General features: G+C 44.5%; 16 protein-coding genes. 8 read left to right on the forward strand and 8 right to left on the reverse strand.

Annotated features, from left to right (window positions below; all coding sequences use genetic code 11):
• Nucleotides 1–96 precede the first annotated feature (96 nt).
• Nucleotides 97–948, forward strand: coding sequence for a D-amino-acid transaminase (gene dat, locus NYE50_RS05615; protein ID WP_160241837.1), 852 nt, complete (start codon nucleotides 97–99; stop codon nucleotides 946–948).
• 41 nt (nucleotides 949–989) lie between these two features.
• On the opposite strand, the gene NYE50_RS05620 is transcribed toward dat, so the two are convergent.
• Nucleotides 990–1,574, reverse strand: a complete 585-nt coding sequence (locus NYE50_RS05620) for a TetR/AcrR family transcriptional regulator (RefSeq protein ID WP_095060926.1) — start codon at nucleotides 1,572–1,574, stop codon at nucleotides 990–992.
• Nucleotides 1,575–1,682: 108 nt separating this feature from the next.
• On the opposite strand from NYE50_RS05620, the gene NYE50_RS05625 reads away from it, so the two are divergent.
• On the forward strand, nucleotides 1,683–2,234 hold the full coding sequence (locus tag NYE50_RS05625; protein ID WP_014417310.1) for a hypothetical protein: 552 nt from the start codon (nucleotides 1,683–1,685) through the stop codon (nucleotides 2,232–2,234).
• A 38-nt stretch (nucleotides 2,235–2,272) separates the two neighbouring features.
• On the opposite strand, the gene NYE50_RS05630 is transcribed toward NYE50_RS05625, so the two are convergent.
• A complete protein-coding gene (locus tag NYE50_RS05630) occupies nucleotides 2,273–2,773 on the reverse strand; it encodes a universal stress protein (protein WP_007409250.1) in 501 nt (166 codons plus the stop codon).
• A gap of 421 nt (nucleotides 2,774–3,194) precedes the next feature.
• On the opposite strand from NYE50_RS05630, the gene NYE50_RS05635 reads away from it, so the two are divergent.
• From NYE50_RS05635 to NYE50_RS05650, 4 genes are all read left to right on the forward strand, one after another.
• Nucleotides 3,195–4,952: an ABC transporter ATP-binding protein gene (locus tag NYE50_RS05635; protein ID WP_224988485.1), complete on the forward strand. Its 1,758-nt coding sequence runs from the start codon at nucleotides 3,195–3,197 to the stop codon at nucleotides 4,950–4,952.
• Nucleotides 4,949–6,970, forward strand: coding sequence for an ABC transporter ATP-binding protein (locus NYE50_RS05640; RefSeq protein WP_224988483.1), 2,022 nt, complete (start codon nucleotides 4,949–4,951; stop codon nucleotides 6,968–6,970). The genes NYE50_RS05635 and NYE50_RS05640 overlap by 4 nt, the downstream gene beginning before the upstream one ends.
• A 127-nt stretch (nucleotides 6,971–7,097) precedes the next feature.
• Nucleotides 7,098–8,657, forward strand: coding sequence for an AAA family ATPase (locus NYE50_RS05645; protein WP_129091268.1), 1,560 nt, complete (start codon nucleotides 7,098–7,100; stop codon nucleotides 8,655–8,657).
• Nucleotides 8,658–8,659: 2 nt separating this feature from the next.
• Nucleotides 8,660–9,868 (forward strand): hypothetical protein, encoded by a 1,209-nt coding sequence (locus NYE50_RS05650; RefSeq protein WP_129091267.1) that lies wholly within the window; start codon nucleotides 8,660–8,662, stop codon nucleotides 9,866–9,868.
• 152 nt (nucleotides 9,869–10,020) lie between these two features.
• On the opposite strand, the gene NYE50_RS05655 is transcribed toward NYE50_RS05650, so the two are convergent.
• The 6 genes from NYE50_RS05655 to NYE50_RS05680 form a co-directional block, all read right to left on the reverse strand.
• Nucleotides 10,021–10,641: an NAD(P)-dependent oxidoreductase gene (locus NYE50_RS05655; RefSeq protein ID WP_014417314.1), complete on the reverse strand. Its 621-nt coding sequence runs from the start codon at nucleotides 10,639–10,641 to the stop codon at nucleotides 10,021–10,023.
• A gap of 28 nt (nucleotides 10,642–10,669) precedes the next feature.
• Entirely contained in the window at nucleotides 10,670–10,795 is a 126-nt protein-coding gene (locus NYE50_RS05660) for a hypothetical protein (protein WP_007610363.1), read from the reverse strand.
• A gap of 101 nt (nucleotides 10,796–10,896) precedes the next feature.
• Nucleotides 10,897–11,103 carry an alpha/beta-type small acid-soluble spore protein gene (locus tag NYE50_RS05665; RefSeq protein WP_014417315.1) on the reverse strand — a complete coding sequence of 69 codons (207 nt, stop codon included), beginning with the start codon at nucleotides 11,101–11,103 and terminating at the stop codon, nucleotides 10,897–10,899.
• Between the two features lie 224 nt (nucleotides 11,104–11,327).
• Nucleotides 11,328–11,543 (reverse strand): YheE family protein, encoded by a 216-nt coding sequence (locus tag NYE50_RS05670; RefSeq protein ID WP_012117190.1) that lies wholly within the window; start codon nucleotides 11,541–11,543, stop codon nucleotides 11,328–11,330.
• Nucleotides 11,544–11,625: 82 nt separating this feature from the next.
• Complete coding sequence (locus NYE50_RS05675; RefSeq protein ID WP_103527023.1) at nucleotides 11,626–12,984, reverse strand: YheC/YheD family endospore coat-associated protein; 1,359 nt, start codon at nucleotides 12,982–12,984, stop codon at nucleotides 11,626–11,628.
• Nucleotides 12,974–14,065 carry a YheC/YheD family endospore coat-associated protein gene (locus tag NYE50_RS05680; protein ID WP_094295657.1) on the reverse strand — a complete coding sequence of 364 codons (1,092 nt, stop codon included), beginning with the start codon at nucleotides 14,063–14,065 and terminating at the stop codon, nucleotides 12,974–12,976. Before NYE50_RS05680 ends, NYE50_RS05675 begins: the two co-directional genes overlap by 11 nt.
• Before the next feature lie 237 nt (nucleotides 14,066–14,302).
• Between NYE50_RS05680 and NYE50_RS05685 the strand changes: the two genes are divergently transcribed.
• Both NYE50_RS05685 and NYE50_RS05690 read left to right on the forward strand, forming a co-directional pair.
• A complete protein-coding gene (locus NYE50_RS05685; protein WP_159353964.1) occupies nucleotides 14,303–15,436 on the forward strand; it encodes a DUF445 domain-containing protein in 1,134 nt (377 codons plus the stop codon).
• Nucleotides 15,437–15,521: 85 nt separating this feature from the next.
• A complete protein-coding gene (locus tag NYE50_RS05690; RefSeq protein WP_014720937.1) occupies nucleotides 15,522–15,872 on the forward strand; it encodes a YlbF family regulator in 351 nt (116 codons plus the stop codon).
• Nucleotides 15,873–15,906: the final 34 nt, after the last annotated feature.

Raw genomic sequence — 15,906 nt, forward strand, 5'->3', positions numbered from 1 at the left:
AATAAACTCCGCAGCCGGCTCGTACAGTATGATAGAATAGTTGACAATAACAGCTGAGAATGCACATCACGGCAGATAACGATGAGGAGGGTTTACATGAAGACATTAGTAAACGGCCAGTTGATTGATCGTGAAGAAGCGGCAGTTGATATTGAGGACCGCGGATATCAATTCGGTGACGGTGTGTATGAGGTCATCAGAGTGTATAACGGCGCCTTATTCGGTCTGCGTGAGCATATCGTCCGTCTTTTCAGAAGCGCCGCAGAAATCGGCATCACCCTGCCGTTCTCCGCAGAGGACATAGAATGGGATCTGCAAAAGCTCGTACAGGAAAACAAACTCATTGACGGCGGGGTCTATATACAGACGACGAGAGGGAAGGCGCCGCGGAAGCACCAGTATGACGAAGGATTGGAACCGCAGACGACGGCATACACCTTTTCAGTGAAAAAACCGGAAAATGAACAAAAAGCCGGAGCGCAGGCCATAACGGCGGAAGACAAACGCTGGCTGAGGTGTGACATTAAGAGTCTGAATTTACTGTATAATGTGATGATTAAACAAAAAGCCTATGAAGCAGGCGCTTATGAAGCGGTGCTGATAAGGGACGGAGCGGTCACGGAAGGAACCTCTTCCAATGTATACGCCGTCATAAACGGCACTGTCCGGACGCATCCTGCAAATGAGCTGATTTTAAACGGCATTACGCGGATGAAGCTGTTAGAGCTGATGAAAGAAAACGGGATTGAGGTGCGGGAGAAGGCTCTTACCGAAGACGAACTCAGGGATGCGGATGAAATTTTCATCTCGTCAACGACGGCTGAATTAATCCCGATCGTAACCCTTGACGGAAAACCGGTCGGAAGCGGAGTGCCGGGACCTGTAGCCAAAACGATTCAGGAGGCTTTTCAGTCGCACATTCAGCAGGAGCTCGGGGTTCAGTCATAAGCTGAAAAAAGGCCGGAACACATCCGGCCTTTTTACTTCAGTCAGATAAAAAGAGATTCGATATGCTGCACGAGCACACGGGAGATCTTCTCTTTTGAAAGACGCTCAGGTTCAAGCATGGCATGCAGCGCCAATCCATCTGCGATGGCGTACATTTTCTCCGCTTCGATCTCTTTATCAAGATTCGGTTTCAGAAGCTTATTTTCATCCAGCCAGTCAATCAGGCCGCGGATATATGCCAAGATCCCGTCCTGCTGGGGATGAAACTCTTCTCCCTTATGTCTGGCATAAGCTGTGAAAGCGAACCATACCTCCATTTCAGCCATCGTTTCTTCATCTGTCGGGATGATTTCAAGCATCAGACGCACCGCTTTTTCTTTCGGCGGCAGATCTTTCATGGCAACTTCGTTAATTCTGGCGGCCGCTTTTTCTTTTACGAGTGTCATCGCATACCCTAAAAGCTCATCCTGGGTGGTGAAATAGTGCCTCAGCGCGCCTAAAGAAAGACCCGCTTCCTGGGCGATGTTTCTCACTGTCGCTCCTTCCATTCCCCGCTCCAAAATCGTCCGCCAAGTGGCTTCGGCTATTTGTTTTCTTCTTTTTTCATGATCGATTATTTTAGGCATGGTTCCAGTGTAACAGGAAATATTTTTTCTTGCAATTTTGTAATACAGTTGTATTAAATAAAAAGCAGTGATACAATGCATTTTAGAAAACGATAAGGGGGAACCGGATTGAACGCGATTGCTTGGTTGATTGTCATTTGTGAGGCTGCTTTTTGGGCGGCTGTCATCTTCGGATTGGCGGCGCGCTATATATTCAGGCGGCAAAAGCTCGGAATGTTTTTTTTCGCTCTCATTCCTTTATTGGATGCCGTACTGTTTCTGGCGGCCGCAGCTGATTTATACAGAGGGGCGGCGGCGACTATGGCGCATGCGGTGGCGGCCATTTATATCGGAGTGTCTGTCGCCTTCGGGAAAAGCATGATTCAATGGGCGGATGAGCGGTTCCGCTATTATGTGGTCAAGGAAGGGGCAAAACCGGTCAAACGGTACGGACTGGATTATGCCAAACATTATGCAAAAGGGTGGGGAAGACATGTATTAGCATTTGTCATCGGCGGCGTTCTTTTAGCCGGAACGGTATTTCTCATTCAGGATGCTTCCCGCACCGAAGCGCTCAGCGTACTGTTAAAGGGCTGGTCTGTCGTATTGTGCATCGATTTTTTGATCATGGCGAGTTTTTTTGTGATGCCGAAAAAAAGAAGAAACAGCCGGGAGCTGTAAAAAAAGCAGCTTTTGATTAAGCTGCTTTACAGAAAGAATTATTTTACGATCAGCACGGGAATATCGGATTTCGATGACAGTTTTTCACTGACGCTTCCGAATAAAAGTTTTTTCAGCCTGTTCTGGTCCCGGCTCCCCATGACGATCAAATCCGCCGATATACGGTCGGCATGCTCGATAATGGCATCAGCGGGATCACCTTCTAAAATGTCGATATCCCCGTCAATCTGGCTGTCGTTCATCAGCATTCTCGCTTCCGCAACGATTTCTTCCGTACGGTCTTCATAAATCATCGGATCAGGGGAGATTCTTTCCGCCTGGAGCGGGTCAGGAACGCTTGCAATCCCGCCGCCGATATACGTTGCCCCGGCTCCCGGCCTCGGGGGATCAACAATCGTCCGGGTATCTTTTGCATTGTGGGAATGTACGACCGTTAAATCCGCGTGAAATGTTTTTGAAAGGTCTATGGCTTTTTGGAGCGCTTTTTTACTATCATCACTTCCGTCAAAAGCAGCTATCAACCGGTCCGCGTGAAACATCGGCCTCATCCTTTCAGTAAAAAAGGTTTGTTTTACAATACCCGAATGGCAGAAATGTAAAACCTGCATTGACAAAAAAAGGATTTGTTTATATGATGAAGGAACAATATAGGGAAAAAGGAGGTATGGATCATGTCAAAACTAAAGCTTGTCAACTCATCTTCAGCTGAATACCGGCGTGACTCCCATACAGCTTCCGTTTTCTGAACATTTGCTTAAAAACGGGGCAGTCGCGCATAAACGGCGGGTCTGTACCTTATTTATAATAATAAGAGGCATGGAGCTGAGGCTTCATGTCTTTTTTTATACAAAAAAATGAAAGAAAGACAGGTGTGATGCATGTGGCGGTATTAGCGAAAACAATGAAAAACAATCCGGAAAAGCTTGAGGGCGGCTGATTGATGAAAGGGGATGACGGTATTTGTTTACTGTATTAAAAAAGCTCGCGTGGTTTTTTAAAGCCTATTGGCTGCGCTATACGACAGCGATTGTTCTGTTATTGATTGTGAATGTCATTGAAATGTTTCCGCCTAAACTTCTCGGTAACGCGATAGACGATATGAAGGCGGGTGTGTTTACAAAAAGCGGGATGCTGTTTTACATATGTGTTTTTCTCGCATTAACGGCAGCCGTCTATTTACTGTCTTATTTTTGGATGTATCAGCTTTTCGGCGGGGCGAATGTCATGGAGAAGATTCTCCGTTCAAAGCTGATGGGAAGGCTTCTTCAAATGTCACCGCCGTTTTACGAGAAATACAGAACGGGCGATTTAATGGCGCGGGGGACAAATGACTTGCAGGCCGTCAGTATGACGACGGGCTTCGGGGTCTTAACGCTCGTTGATTCGACGATGTATATGCTGACGATATTTTTGACAATGGGGCTTCTCATCAGCTGGAAGCTGACATTTGCCGCGATTATTCCGCTGCCGATAATGGCGGCTGCGGTCAGCCTGTACGGAAAAAAGATCCATGAGCGGTTTACGGAAGCGCAGGATGCTTTCGGATCATTAAATGACAAGGTGCTGGAGTCGGTATCCGGCGTCCGGGTCATCCGGGCATTCGTGCAGGAAAAAAATGATGTCAGCCGGTTCGGTGATATGACGGCGGATGTATATGAGAAAAATATGAAGGTGGCGTTTATCGATTCACTTTTTGAACCGACTGTGAAACTTCTCGTCGGCCTCAGCTATCTCATCGGTCTCGGCTACGGCGCTTATCTCGTTTTTCAAAACCGGCTGACGCTGGGAGAGCTGGTATCGTTTAACGTGTACCTCGGAATGATGATCTGGCCGATGTTTGCGATCGGAGAATTAATCAATATCATGCAGCGCGGAAATGCTTCCTTGGATCGTGTCAATGAGACGCTTTCCTATGAGCCTGACGTGACAGGACCCAAGCACCCCGCCCAAATCAAGGAGCCCGGGCGTCTTGCTTTTGAACATGTGACTTTCACATATCCGATCGGAGCTGGACCGGCGGTTTCCGATGTATCTTTTTCCGTAGAGAAAGGGCAGACACTCGGCATCGTCGGGAAGACGGGAAGCGGAAAGACGACGATCATTAAGCAGCTGTTGCGTGAATATCCGCCCGGTGAGGGAGCAATCACGTTTACAGGCGTTCCGATTCAGGAGATTCCGCTTGAGGAGCTCCGCGGGTGGATCGGCTATGTGCCGCAGGATCATATTTTATTTTCAAAGACTGTAAAAGAGAATCTGCTTTACGGACGGCAGGATGCAAACGAAGAGGAAATCGGCAGCGCGCTGAAAGATGCGCATTTTGAAAACGATATCGGCATGCTTTCCGACGGGCTTGAGACGCTTGTCGGCGAGAAGGGCGTAGCGCTCTCTGGCGGACAAAAGCAGCGCATCTCAATTGCGAGAGCGCTTTTGACCGATCCGGACATTCTCATATTAGATGACTCGCTTTCTGCCGTAGACGCGAAAACGGAAGCCGCCATCATTGACAGCATCCGTAAAAAACGGCGGCATAAAACAACGATTATCACCACCCACCGGCTCTCGGCAGTTGAACACGCAGATCTCATTCTCGTCATGGATGAAGGCCGGGTATCTGAAAGAGGCACGCACCGGGAGCTATTGGCGCAGAACGGCTGGTATCGAAAACAATATGAGAGGCAGCAGCTGTCCTCTCTTGAAGAAGGGGGGACGGGCGCATGAAGACCGGGAGAAGATTATGGAATTACGCGCTTCAATATAAGAAGCTGCTGATATGGGCGGTCGTCCTGCTCATTATTGCGGTCGGCACTGAGCTGACCGGCCCGTTTATCGGAAAAAAAATGATTGACGACCACATTCTCGGCATTGAAAAAACATGGGTTAAAGCCTCTGCGGACGATCCGGGCGCCGTCAGGTTCCGGGGGCATGATTATGTCAGGGAGGACCGGCTCAAACCGGGGGCGGACAAAACCGGAGAGGCGCACATTTATCAAGTCGGTGCGGGCTACTATTTTGTTGACCGTCCCGTCAGTTTTGACGGAAACCGTTCTGTGTCTGACGGCCGGCTGACAATATCAAACGGTAAAGAAAGCAGGTCATATCCCGCCATTACGTTATCAAGACAGGAGATTTTTCAATTTTACCGTCCCGAAATAAAAGGATTGCTGACGCTGACCGCCATTTACGCGGGACTGCTCATGTTTTCCGTATGTTTTCATTACGGCCAGCATTATCTGCTGCAGATGGGAGCGAATCGGATCATACAGCGCATGAGGCAGGATGTATTTTCACACATTCAGAAAATGCCGATCCGCTACTTTGATAATCTGCCTGCCGGAAAAGTCGTGGCCCGCATTACGAATGACACAGAAGCGGTGAGGGATTTATATGTAACGGTGCTGTCGACATTTATCACAAGCGGCGTTTATATGCTCGGCATTTTTACGGCGCTGTTTATGCTTGACGTCAGGCTGGCCGCCGTTTGCCTGCTGATTATCCCGATTTTAATGATCTGGTCGGTTGTGTATCGCAAATACGCATCCGTCTTCAACCAAAAAATCCGTTCCATTAACAGTGACATCAATGCGAAAATGAACGAGTCCATTCAAGGGATGCCGATTATTCAGGCGTTCCGCCGAGAGAAGGAAACGATGAAGGAATTTGAAGAATTGAATGAAGCTCATTTCCGCTACAAAAACAAAATGCTGTCCTTAAATTCCCTCATGTCCCACAGTCTTGTCAATGTGTTGCGCAATCTGGCGTTTGTCGGGCTGATCTGGTATTTCGGAGGCGCGAGTCTGAGTGCGGCCGGAATTGTTTCGATCGGCGTTTTATATGCATTTGTTGATTATTTAAACCGTTTGTTCCAGCCGGTTACGGGGATTGTCAACCAATTTTCGAAGCTTGAATTGGCCCGTGTCTCTGCCGCCAGGGTATTCGAGCTTTTACAGGAGGAGGAAACGGAAGAAGAAGGCGCTCCCGCAGACAGAAAGGCGAAAGGGACAGTGGAATTCCGTGATGTTTCTTTTGGATATCGAAAGGGGGAAGAGGTGCTGAAACACATCAGCTTTACAGCTGAAAAAGGGGAGACGGTCGCCCTCGTCGGCCATACAGGGTCCGGCAAAAGCTCCATCCTGAATCTTCTGTTCCGTTTTTATGATGCTCAAAAAGGGGATATTCTGCTGGACGATAAAAGCATATACGGCATGTCGAGGCAGGAGCTGAGGTCGCATATGGGCATTGTGCTGCAAGACCCGTATCTTTTCTCGGGCACGATCGGCTCCAATGTGACACTCGATGATCAGCGTATTTCTTTGGAGCAGGCGGAAGAAGCGCTTCGCCAAGTCGGCGCCGCAAGTCTTCTGAAATCTCTGCCAAAGGGCATCAGAGAGCCCGTTACTGAAAAAGGCGGCACACTGTCCTCAGGCCAGCGTCAGCTGATTTCTTTTGCAAGAGCGCTTGTGTTTGATCCGGCCATTTTAATTTTGGATGAGGCGACGGCGCACATTGACACCGAAACAGAAGCAGTCATTCAAAAAGCGCTGCAAGTCGTTCAAGAAGGGCGTACGACATTTATTATCGCCCATCGGCTTTCCACGATCAGACACGCAGACCAGATTCTCGTGCTGGAAAAGGGCCGCATCATTGAAAAGGGAAGCCATGACGAATTAATGGCGCAAAAGGGGCAGTACCATCAAATGTATGAATTGCAGAAAGGAACGGCGAAGTCCGCGGTGTAATCGGAAAGGGTGAATCTAAAGATTCGCCCTTTAAAAAAACTTAAAACAGAAGAAAATTCAATTTTAATAAGAGAAATAATGTTATAATATATAATATTTTATTAAATATCCCATAAAAGGAGTTAATATGAAAAGAATCAGAATTAGAAATCTTCGAAGTTTAATAGATACAGGTTATATTGATTTAAAGCCTTTAACAATAGTTGTTGGTAAAAACAGCTCTGGGAAAAGTACATTCTTAAGGTCATTTCCGTTAATAAAACAAACAGTTGAGACAAAGACTAAAGATCCTATACTATGGTACAGTAAAGGACTGGTTGATTTTGGAAGCTTTAAAGAAAGTATCAATAAATTAAATGCAAGTGAGACTATATGCTTTAGTTTTGAGTTCGAAATGTCTCAAAGAGATATTATATTTAGAAATAGATACAATATTAGAGGTTTTTATGAAGAAAGCGTTTTTGGTTCAGACACAAGAAATTTCAAATTATCAATACACTGCAGTAGCGATTCAATTCAGAAGCTGAAACTCATCATTGATGAACAAGAAGTGGAAATTATTAAGGAGGGGAAAATGGGTAACTCTATTAATAAGTTATATATTAATGGAAGACCAATATCTGAGGAATTTACTGATATAAGTCCAAGTAGTTTCGGGGCTAGCTTATTACCTATCTATATAACAAAAAAGATTAAAGACGAATATGCGGAGAGTGCTAGCTCTTTTTTTCGAAGTAAATTAAAATTAATACTCAAAAATATGTCATATAAATCAACAAGTGATGAAACTATCGAACGTCTAATAGATGATGTGAAATTCGGTTCATCTGATGAGCTATTAAGGAGTTTAAAAAACCAATCTACTACAGCAAACACCTTAAAGCAGAACCTGAATTTACTTTCACTTGAAAATGAAACTTTTCTTGAAATACGGGATTATTTCGTAGGTATGCATATAAATGAATTTATAACATTATCCAATAATTATCTAGAAAGATACTTTAATAATTTACATTATATTGCCCCAGTTCGAGCAAGTGCAGAAAGATATTATAGACTTCAAGGTGTCTCAGTTGATGAAATTGATTCAAGAGGTGAAAACTTACCCATGATTATCCATAACATGAATCCACTACAAAAGAAAAAATTTAGTAATTGGACAAAAGAAAATCTTGGATTCCATATTGAGACAAGTATATCAGGGGGACACACTTCATTACAACTTATTTATGATAATGGGGATAAAATAAATTTAGCGGATACTGGGTTTGGATATTCTCAATTGCTCCCTATTGTTCTTTCTATGTGGAAATATATAAATATAAAAAAAGGTCCAAGATATAGAAGCCCGAACTTAATGTACACGTTAGTTATTGAACAGCCTGAGTTACATTTACACCCAGCACTTCAAGGTAAATTAGTAGATACATTTATAAATGTGATTAATGCTTGTAGAAAAGAGAACATAGATGTAAAGATTATTATTGAAACTCATAGCGAAGCAATTATTAATAGGGTTGGGTATCGGATTGCAAAAAAAACTAATGATTTTACTAGTGAATTAGTAAATATCTTGATATTTAATAATGAAAAGGACGCCTATAGTACAAAAATAGAAAAATCCATTTATGATAATGAGGGAATATTAGAAAAATGGCCATTAGGTTTTTTTAATATGGAGGTTTAGATTTGCTTATTAAAATAGATGAATCAGTAGCTAACTATTTAATTGAAACAAGCAATCTATCAAGAGAAGATAGTATAATAATAGCATTGAATAATATAGCGAAATCACGTCAAGAAGGAAATCATGTAATTATAGGCTCTGTTTACACACTAGAGAAGATAATTGAGAGTAAGTTATTAGATTATAGTGCGATAAAAACCTATCAAAATATTTTAACAAAGGTTTCAACTTTAGGTGCATATGAAAAAGAAATGTGTGATTATATCGTGGCAACTGTTATCGAAGAGTTCAAAAAAGTCCCTAAAAATAATGGACATATTTTCAAAGTCCCTATTGAGTTCTTTCAAAGTTATTATAAATTGAGTAAATCAGTATTGGTTTGTGAAAACCCTAAAGATTTTTATTTTTATAAATCTTTAGCTGAAAAATATTTAACTACTGAAACGAATTTTAATTTAGAATTATCTTTTAGTATGTCTAATGGGGGAGGGAGTACCTCGTATCAAGTCGTAGAACATCAGTTAAAAGAAGAATTAATAGTTCTTATAATAGTAGATAGTGATAAGAGGTTTAAAGATGATAGTTTCGGATCAACTCAAAAAGAAATTCAAAAGATATATAATAATTATGAAAAAAAAAGCATTGCCTCTTTAATTAATTTAGAGGTTAGAGAGAAAGAAAATTTAGTTTCTCCGTCTTTATATATGCTTTCGGAAACCAATTCTAGTAGGAGAATGCTTAAGTTACTTTGTGAAATTGAAACAAACCAGCGTTTGGTGGAAAATTTAAAGTATTACGACTGGAAAGATGGTATTAAAGTAAAAAATATTAAAAACAAACAATTTCATGACTATTACAAGAATTTCATTTCTTTTTTTGAGCCTTACTCTGAGTTAGCAGCTACATTACATAGGTTTGAGGATTTGAAAAATTTAGGGGGGAGTGACGAGGACAATATTATACCGGGGCTAGGCTCAAAACTTACTGATCGATTTGAGCAGTATGTATTAAAAGATGGACTTGAAAAAAGGTTAGATCGAATTAGAATGAAAAGCGGCATGTTTCCTAAGGTTATTAAAGATTTTGAGGAAAGGATACAAATTAAAGAACAACTATTTAAAAATACACCTGATTATATTAAATATGAACAAATAAGGATATGTCAGAAGGTAATCGCGTGGGGGTGTTGTGAAAAAATTTTTGCTGGATAAATACATCTCCTTTTAATCCGATAGTCTTTATTGTTTTATGGTATATGATTGTTTAGTGATTAGCATTGTCTATTAATGAAAAAAGAAAAAATTTTAAAGCAGAACGAATATACGATCTGCTTTTTATTATAAAAGATATTCTTTCATCGCCTTCAGTAAGCCAGTCCCACCCGTTTTCTGACAAACTGCGGGCTGATCAGCTCACGGTACAGAAAATGCGCCGTGTCTCCGACGGTGATTTCAGCGCCGTCTTCAGGAAGGCGATCCTGTTCGAACCGGTAAACTCCGGCAGCATCTCCGTCAGGAAGATAGGTGGGACAGATGATCGTCCAGTCAAGATCCTCTGCCAGCAGCATCTCGTATACGCGGGCGTGTTCTTTTGCGGCTCTTGTTGATTTTCGTTTTGATTCTGCCGATTCAAAACGGTATTGATCAGGCATAAGCCGTGATTGAAGGATACCCGCGGTGCCGATCGTAATCAGACGCTGAACATGATGCCGTTTCATGCCGTCTATGATATGGGTCATAGCGGCTGAAAGGGTATCGTCACCGTCCGTGCCGAGACAGCTCACGACTGTGTCCGCTTTGGAAATCAATCGGCTTACATCTTCCCGCCGCCTCGCATTCCCTGTTATGATATGTTTTTCAGGAATGGGAAGGACTGTTCCGGCTGATCTGACAAGAGCGAATATCTCCATGTGTCCATGTTTCTGCGCTTCTTTTATAAAAGCCTGTCCGACTCTTCCCGTTGCTCCGAGTAAAGCGATGTTCATGTAAAAAACCTCCTCGCCGCTCATTATATCATTCAAAGCAGCGGGGAAAAGAATACCTGTGAATAAACGGGAAATGGTGGGCAACATATTCATTGACCAAAGAGACACTTACGAACTGAAACAGCTCCCAATTGACTGAGGCAATGAATGACATGTTTTCCCTCCTTTTTTCCTAGGGTATGTGGAATAGGAAAAAAGGGTGACGGCATAAAAGAAGACGCGGTATCCCGCGCCTTCTGTAAGCCATTTATTGAGTTATTGTACGCCTTGGCCGCCCATGCTCTGCTGTGCGAAAGATACTAAACGTTTCGTGATTTCTCCTCCGACAGAACCGTTTGCACGAGAAGTTGTTTCTCCGCCAAGGTTTACGCCGAACTCAGAAGCAATTTCGTATTTCATTTGGTCGATTGCTTGAGCAGCGCCGGGTACTACGAGTTGGTTTGAAGAGTTGTTGTTTGCCATTTGTATGATCTCCTTTATAAAGTAGTATGGTTGGGTTTGCTGGAATTGCACCAGCCGATGATTTTCGGAATGAAAACCATTGCCAGCTCGGCTTCACCCAATGCTGTTTGCCGCTTTGTACTACGTATTATGGTGAATCAAACGGCATCTCATTCGGAAAAGGGTGTGGTAAATAGCGGAAGGAAAAAGAAAAGCCCAGCCTGGTGCGGCTGAGCTTTTAGCTTTCAGTCATATATGTGATAAAGCATTAATTCATGCAGCTCTTTTACGAGAGCCGGCTCTTCTTTTCCCGGATGTGTGTGTCCCCATTCAATGTCTCCGGACTTATGGTAAATCCCTTCGTAATGCGTACCCTGCCAGTAAAATGAAATCCGCCATCCGGGCAGTTTCTCTTTTTTGAATAACGGTTTCCAGCTGAAGTGCGAAATCATGACGTTCACGCTCCTTATGGGAAATGTTGATCTTGTTCATTGTAGCTCATCGTTCATTGCCTGTCCCGGGTAAACCAAAAAAAAGACAGCCTCACCGCCAAAGTTTTTCCGGGGCGGTGATGGACCGTTCTGATAAATAAGACGCGTATTCAAAATTTCTCCGTTTTGTCAGGTAATCGACCGATCTCAGCTTCGGATGGGAAAAAATGCTGCGCCCGGGGCGGGAATTGGCTTCAAACATCCAAACTTTCCCTGAATGATCGACGCCGAGGTCAAAACCGATTTCGCCGATAAAACCTTCAATGTGCTCATTTAACACGCGGCTGACCGCCAAGGCGGCTTTTGAAAGTTTCCGCATCATGCCGACTCTCTCTCGCGGATCGCCGTATAATTCAGCTAACGTCCTGACTTCTCCGCCGGTTGCCAGATGCGTCGTGATGCTGTTTTCACCGGAAATTTTTGCCGCAATGGCCGTCACTGTCCATTTCCCCTCGGCGTTTTTATTCGTGTGCACCCTGAAATCGACGGGGCGCCCATCCAGCCGGATCAGGTCAATGCCTTGCTGAATTAAAAATGCGGACGGGTCATTGTTTTCTTTAAATGATGTCATGAAGGATGCCGCATCTGAATACTCTGCCGTCACCACCGTTTTTTCCTCATTCGTGTGTTTGACAGATAAGCCGGCATCTGTTTTTTCCACCTTGTAAATCCCCGTTCCGAGTGCGCCGTCTGCAGGTTTGATATAGACGGTGTCAAACGTGCTGCATAACGTTTCTAACGCTTCCGCATTCGGGTGCAGGACAGATTTTGGCAGGAGTGAAGCGGTGAGACTGTTTTTTTCCAGAAGCTTATGAATGTCCCATTTATTAAAGAATTGCGGATTAAACCACGGAATCTGATAGACATTCATCAGCCTCTGTTTTGTCTGCTGTAAAAGCGGAACTTCTTCCGTTTTTCGGCTCGGGAGTCTGTCATATACGACATTCGGAAGCGGGACGGCCGTCCGTTTCCAGCTGTTTTCTTTATAAATCAGCGCTTGGACGGTGCCTTCTTCCCAGTTGATCTGATGGGCCCCGAAAACGAAACAATATCCGTTCGCCTGTTCATGAAGAGAGAGCATCTTGGAAAAGAAGTCTGTGCGGTCTCTTAACGGGCGGGTCGGCGATGATGTGAACCCGGCTGTGAAAACGCCGATCAGCGGTCCGATGTGCACCGTCTGGCCGTGTATGAGAAAATCAGCCCGGCTTTTATGCGGTATCAACAGCTCCTCAAACAAATCTTCAGAAAGGAGCGCGCTTTTTTCAAGTGATTGAGAAAAGGCTACACGGCATTTGACAACCTTGGTCCCGAAGGCAGCGGATAAAAGCCCTTCCCGTTTCATGGAGGAGGGGAGAAACAGCGTATTTTTGCTTTTTTTATCGATGCCGACAATCATCCCTTTATGATTCACGCGGTAATACTCCTTTCCGGCTTTCCTGTGACTGAAGTTCGCGGAAGCGTCTCAGCGGACTCGTATACAAATCCTCTTTCGCCTCCGGAGCCACGCTTAAAATAGCTTTCCGTCCCGGCTTTGAGTTGACATCCAAAAGCCAGATGCGTCCGTCTTTGGCATAACAAATATCGAGCCCCAGCTCAAACAGCGGCCCGAACCGTTCGTCAAGGAAATAAGGGACGGATTGGGTGATCGAAAAGACATCATCCAATAAAACGGCCTGCTGCTTTCTCGGAATTTCCTCAAACCATGTGTCAAACTTAATCGGTTCAGATCCTCCGGGGAAATGAGATAAAAGACCGTTCTGATAACCCCTTCTGACCGCTTTTCCGACCGTTTCCCAAACGCCTGACTCAGTTTTACGCATGAAAATACGGATGTCGCACGGATGCCGCTCTTTATCCTGGATATTTAAGTAGGATTGAAGCAAATAGCGGTGCTGCAGCACTTTTTTGCACCAAGACTTAAAAGACACGTGATTGGAAAATGATTTTGTTTGTTTGTTTTTTCCGATATAGTAAGTGGCCGTAATTGATTTTTTGCCTGTTTCAAGCAGGATGATGCCTCTGCCTCCCGCGCCGAAAGCGGGCTTAAGTATACATGCTTTTTCCTTGGCTAAGTATGATTGCACCTGTTCATAGCGGCTGACTTCGGCCGTTTCAGGAATATAGGGACTGATCAGATGATGCTTTTGGAGCGCATCCGTGACCGTCCATTTATCAGGAAGCCCCCGGCCGATAAATTCCGTTTTCCGATATTTTTTCAGCCATTCGACGATCGGTTTGGCTTTTTGCGCTTCAGCGGATTTTCCGTAAAAACAGCGGTCGTAAATATATTCGGGAATATCGATTTCCGTTTCGTTCCACTTTCTGCTTTGCGGGTGATAGACGAGCGCTTTCACGCGCAAAGAATCCGGAAATATATCAAATGGTGTAAAGCGGGCTAAGCGCACATTATATTGAGGCGCTCTTTCAGCCAATTCCCCGGCGTAATCTTCTTCGTGCCGGCGGGATACAGACATAAAACCGAGTGTTGTCATATTATTACTCCCCCTTTATTCAAAAAGCCGCTGATGGAACGGCCCTTCCATCCAATAAATATGCTAAGCGCATCATAAAAGATGATCTACTGTAAAGAGTACGAAACAGCATCTTGCCTTATTCCTCACAAACAACAATTCAGGTTCTTCATTTGCCCGCATGCACGCCAGCCTCTATAATACGAATAGATATATCATCAAGAAAATAGAACATTAGATGGAGGCAGAAGAAAAGGAATGGGCATAGCAGGAACGTTTCTATTTATGATTGTGATCGGAGCCGCGATCGGCGCGGTGACGAATCATCTTGCCATTCAGATGTTATTTCGTCCGTACCGGCCGTATTACCTGTTCGGAAAACGGGTTCCGTTTACGCCGGGGCTGATCCCGAAAAGGCGGGATGAATTGGCAAAACAAATGGGGCTCATGGTGACGAACCACCTTTTAACCCCGGAAGGAATAAAAAAACGGCTTTTATCAGATACCGTTAAAAACCAGGCGCTTCTTTTCGCCGAACAATTCACGCAAAAAATGGCCGCTTCCGAGATGACGGTGCACGAAGCTTTGGCCGCCGCGGGCATCCGGAATCCGCAGGAAAAAACGGATGCCTGGATTGACCGTTTTACCGATGAAAAGCTTTCGGAACTGTACCGGAAATATGAGCACCGCGCCATAAAAGACTGGCTTCCTGATGAGCTTCAGGAAAAGCTGGATGAAAAAGTCCCGATGGCCGCAGATTATATCCTGAAGCGGAGCATTGATTATTTTGAGAGCGAAGAAGGGAAAGACAGGCTCGGAAATATGATTGACGACTTTTTGAATTCCCGGGGGATGCTCGGCAACATGGTGCAGATGTTCCTCGGCAATTCAAGCTTGGCAGACCGTGTGCTGCCTGAGCTGTTAAAGTTTTTGCGCAATGAGGAAACGAAAAAGCTTCTGGCTGATCTGCTTTCTCAAGAATGGGGCAAGCTCAAATCTTATACACTTTATGAGGCCGATGAAAAGTGGAATGCGAAAGATCTGCTGTTCAGCATGAAAAAGCGGGCTTTGGCCGCACTTCAAACCGCGCCCTTTTTCGAATGCCGGCTCGGTGACATCATCTCCCGTTATGAAGGGGAGATTACGGGAACGTACGCGCCGAAGCTGCTTGATGCGGCACTCGGCGGTATTGCCGCTCATTTGGAGGATGTGCTGAAACGGCTGCGTCTTGAGGAAGTGGTCAAAGAGCAGGTTGATCAGTTTCCCGTTGAACGGCTGGAGGAAATGGTGCTGTCGATTTCCAAGAGAGAATTTAAGATGATAACGTATTTAGGCGGTTTGCTCGGCGGGATAATCGGAGCAATTCAGGCTTTGTTTGTCATTCTTTTCTAAGGAAAACATACGCCGATGATGAAAGTCGCTCCGCAGTCTGTTATAGTGGAGTGGTATGTCCGAAAGGAAGAAAGGAGCGGTTACTATGGCAGTTCATTTTTATGATGCAGCATATGATCTTGAAAAAGCTTTGCGAAACAGTGATGAATACAGCCGTCTGAGAGGGCTTTATGATCAAGTAAACGCAGATGAATCCGCAAAACGCATGTTTGATAACTTCCGCAATGTACAGCTGCAGCTTCAGCAGAAACAGATGTCAGGTGAAGAAATCACTCAGGAAGAGGTAGAGCAGGCACAAAAAACGGTTGCTCTCGTACAGCAGCATGAATTGATTTCTCAGCTGATGGAAGCGGAACAGCGCATGAGCATGCTGATCGGCGAGTTAAACAAAATCATTATGAAACCTCTTGAAGAGCTTTACGGCAGCCCGGAATAAGCTCCAAACCCCTCCATCTATGAAATGGAGGGGT

This window comes from Bacillus sp. EU55 (assembly GCF_038005925.1).
In the GTDB taxonomy this organism is placed as follows: Bacteria; Bacillota; Bacilli; order Bacillales; family Bacillaceae; genus Bacillus; species Bacillus velezensis.

Bases quoted from the DNA above. Each gene is read 5' to 3' on its own strand.
- NYE50_RS05690 (WP_014720937.1), top strand. From the start codon at position 15,522: ATGGCAGTTCATTTTTATGATGCAGCATATGATCTTGAAAAAGCTTTG.
- NYE50_RS05645 (WP_129091268.1), top strand. From the start codon at position 7,098: ATGAAAAGAATCAGAATTAGAAATCTTCGAAGTTTAATAGATACAGGT.
- NYE50_RS05660 (WP_007610363.1), bottom strand. From the start codon at position 10,795: ATGTCATTCATTGCCTCAGTCAATTGGGAGCTGTTTCAGTTCGTAAGT.
- NYE50_RS05655 (WP_014417314.1), bottom strand. From the start codon at position 10,641: ATGAACATCGCTTTACTCGGAGCAACGGGAAGAGTCGGACAGGCTTTT.
- NYE50_RS05685 (WP_159353964.1), top strand. From the start codon at position 14,303: ATGGGCATAGCAGGAACGTTTCTATTTATGATTGTGATCGGAGCCGCG.
- NYE50_RS05680 (WP_094295657.1), bottom strand. From the start codon at position 14,065: ATGACAACACTCGGTTTTATGTCTGTATCCCGCCGGCACGAAGAAGAT.
- NYE50_RS05630 (WP_007409250.1), bottom strand. From the start codon at position 2,773: ATGTTTCACGCGGACCGGTTGATAGCTGCTTTTGACGGAAGTGATGAT.
- NYE50_RS05620 (WP_095060926.1), bottom strand. From the start codon at position 1,574: ATGCCTAAAATAATCGATCATGAAAAAAGAAGAAAACAAATAGCCGAA.
- NYE50_RS05665 (WP_014417315.1), bottom strand. From the start codon at position 11,103: ATGGCAAACAACAACTCTTCAAACCAACTCGTAGTACCCGGCGCTGCT.
- NYE50_RS05640 (WP_224988483.1), top strand. From the start codon at position 4,949: ATGAAGACCGGGAGAAGATTATGGAATTACGCGCTTCAATATAAGAAG.
- dat (WP_160241837.1), top strand. From the start codon at position 97: ATGAAGACATTAGTAAACGGCCAGTTGATTGATCGTGAAGAAGCGGCA.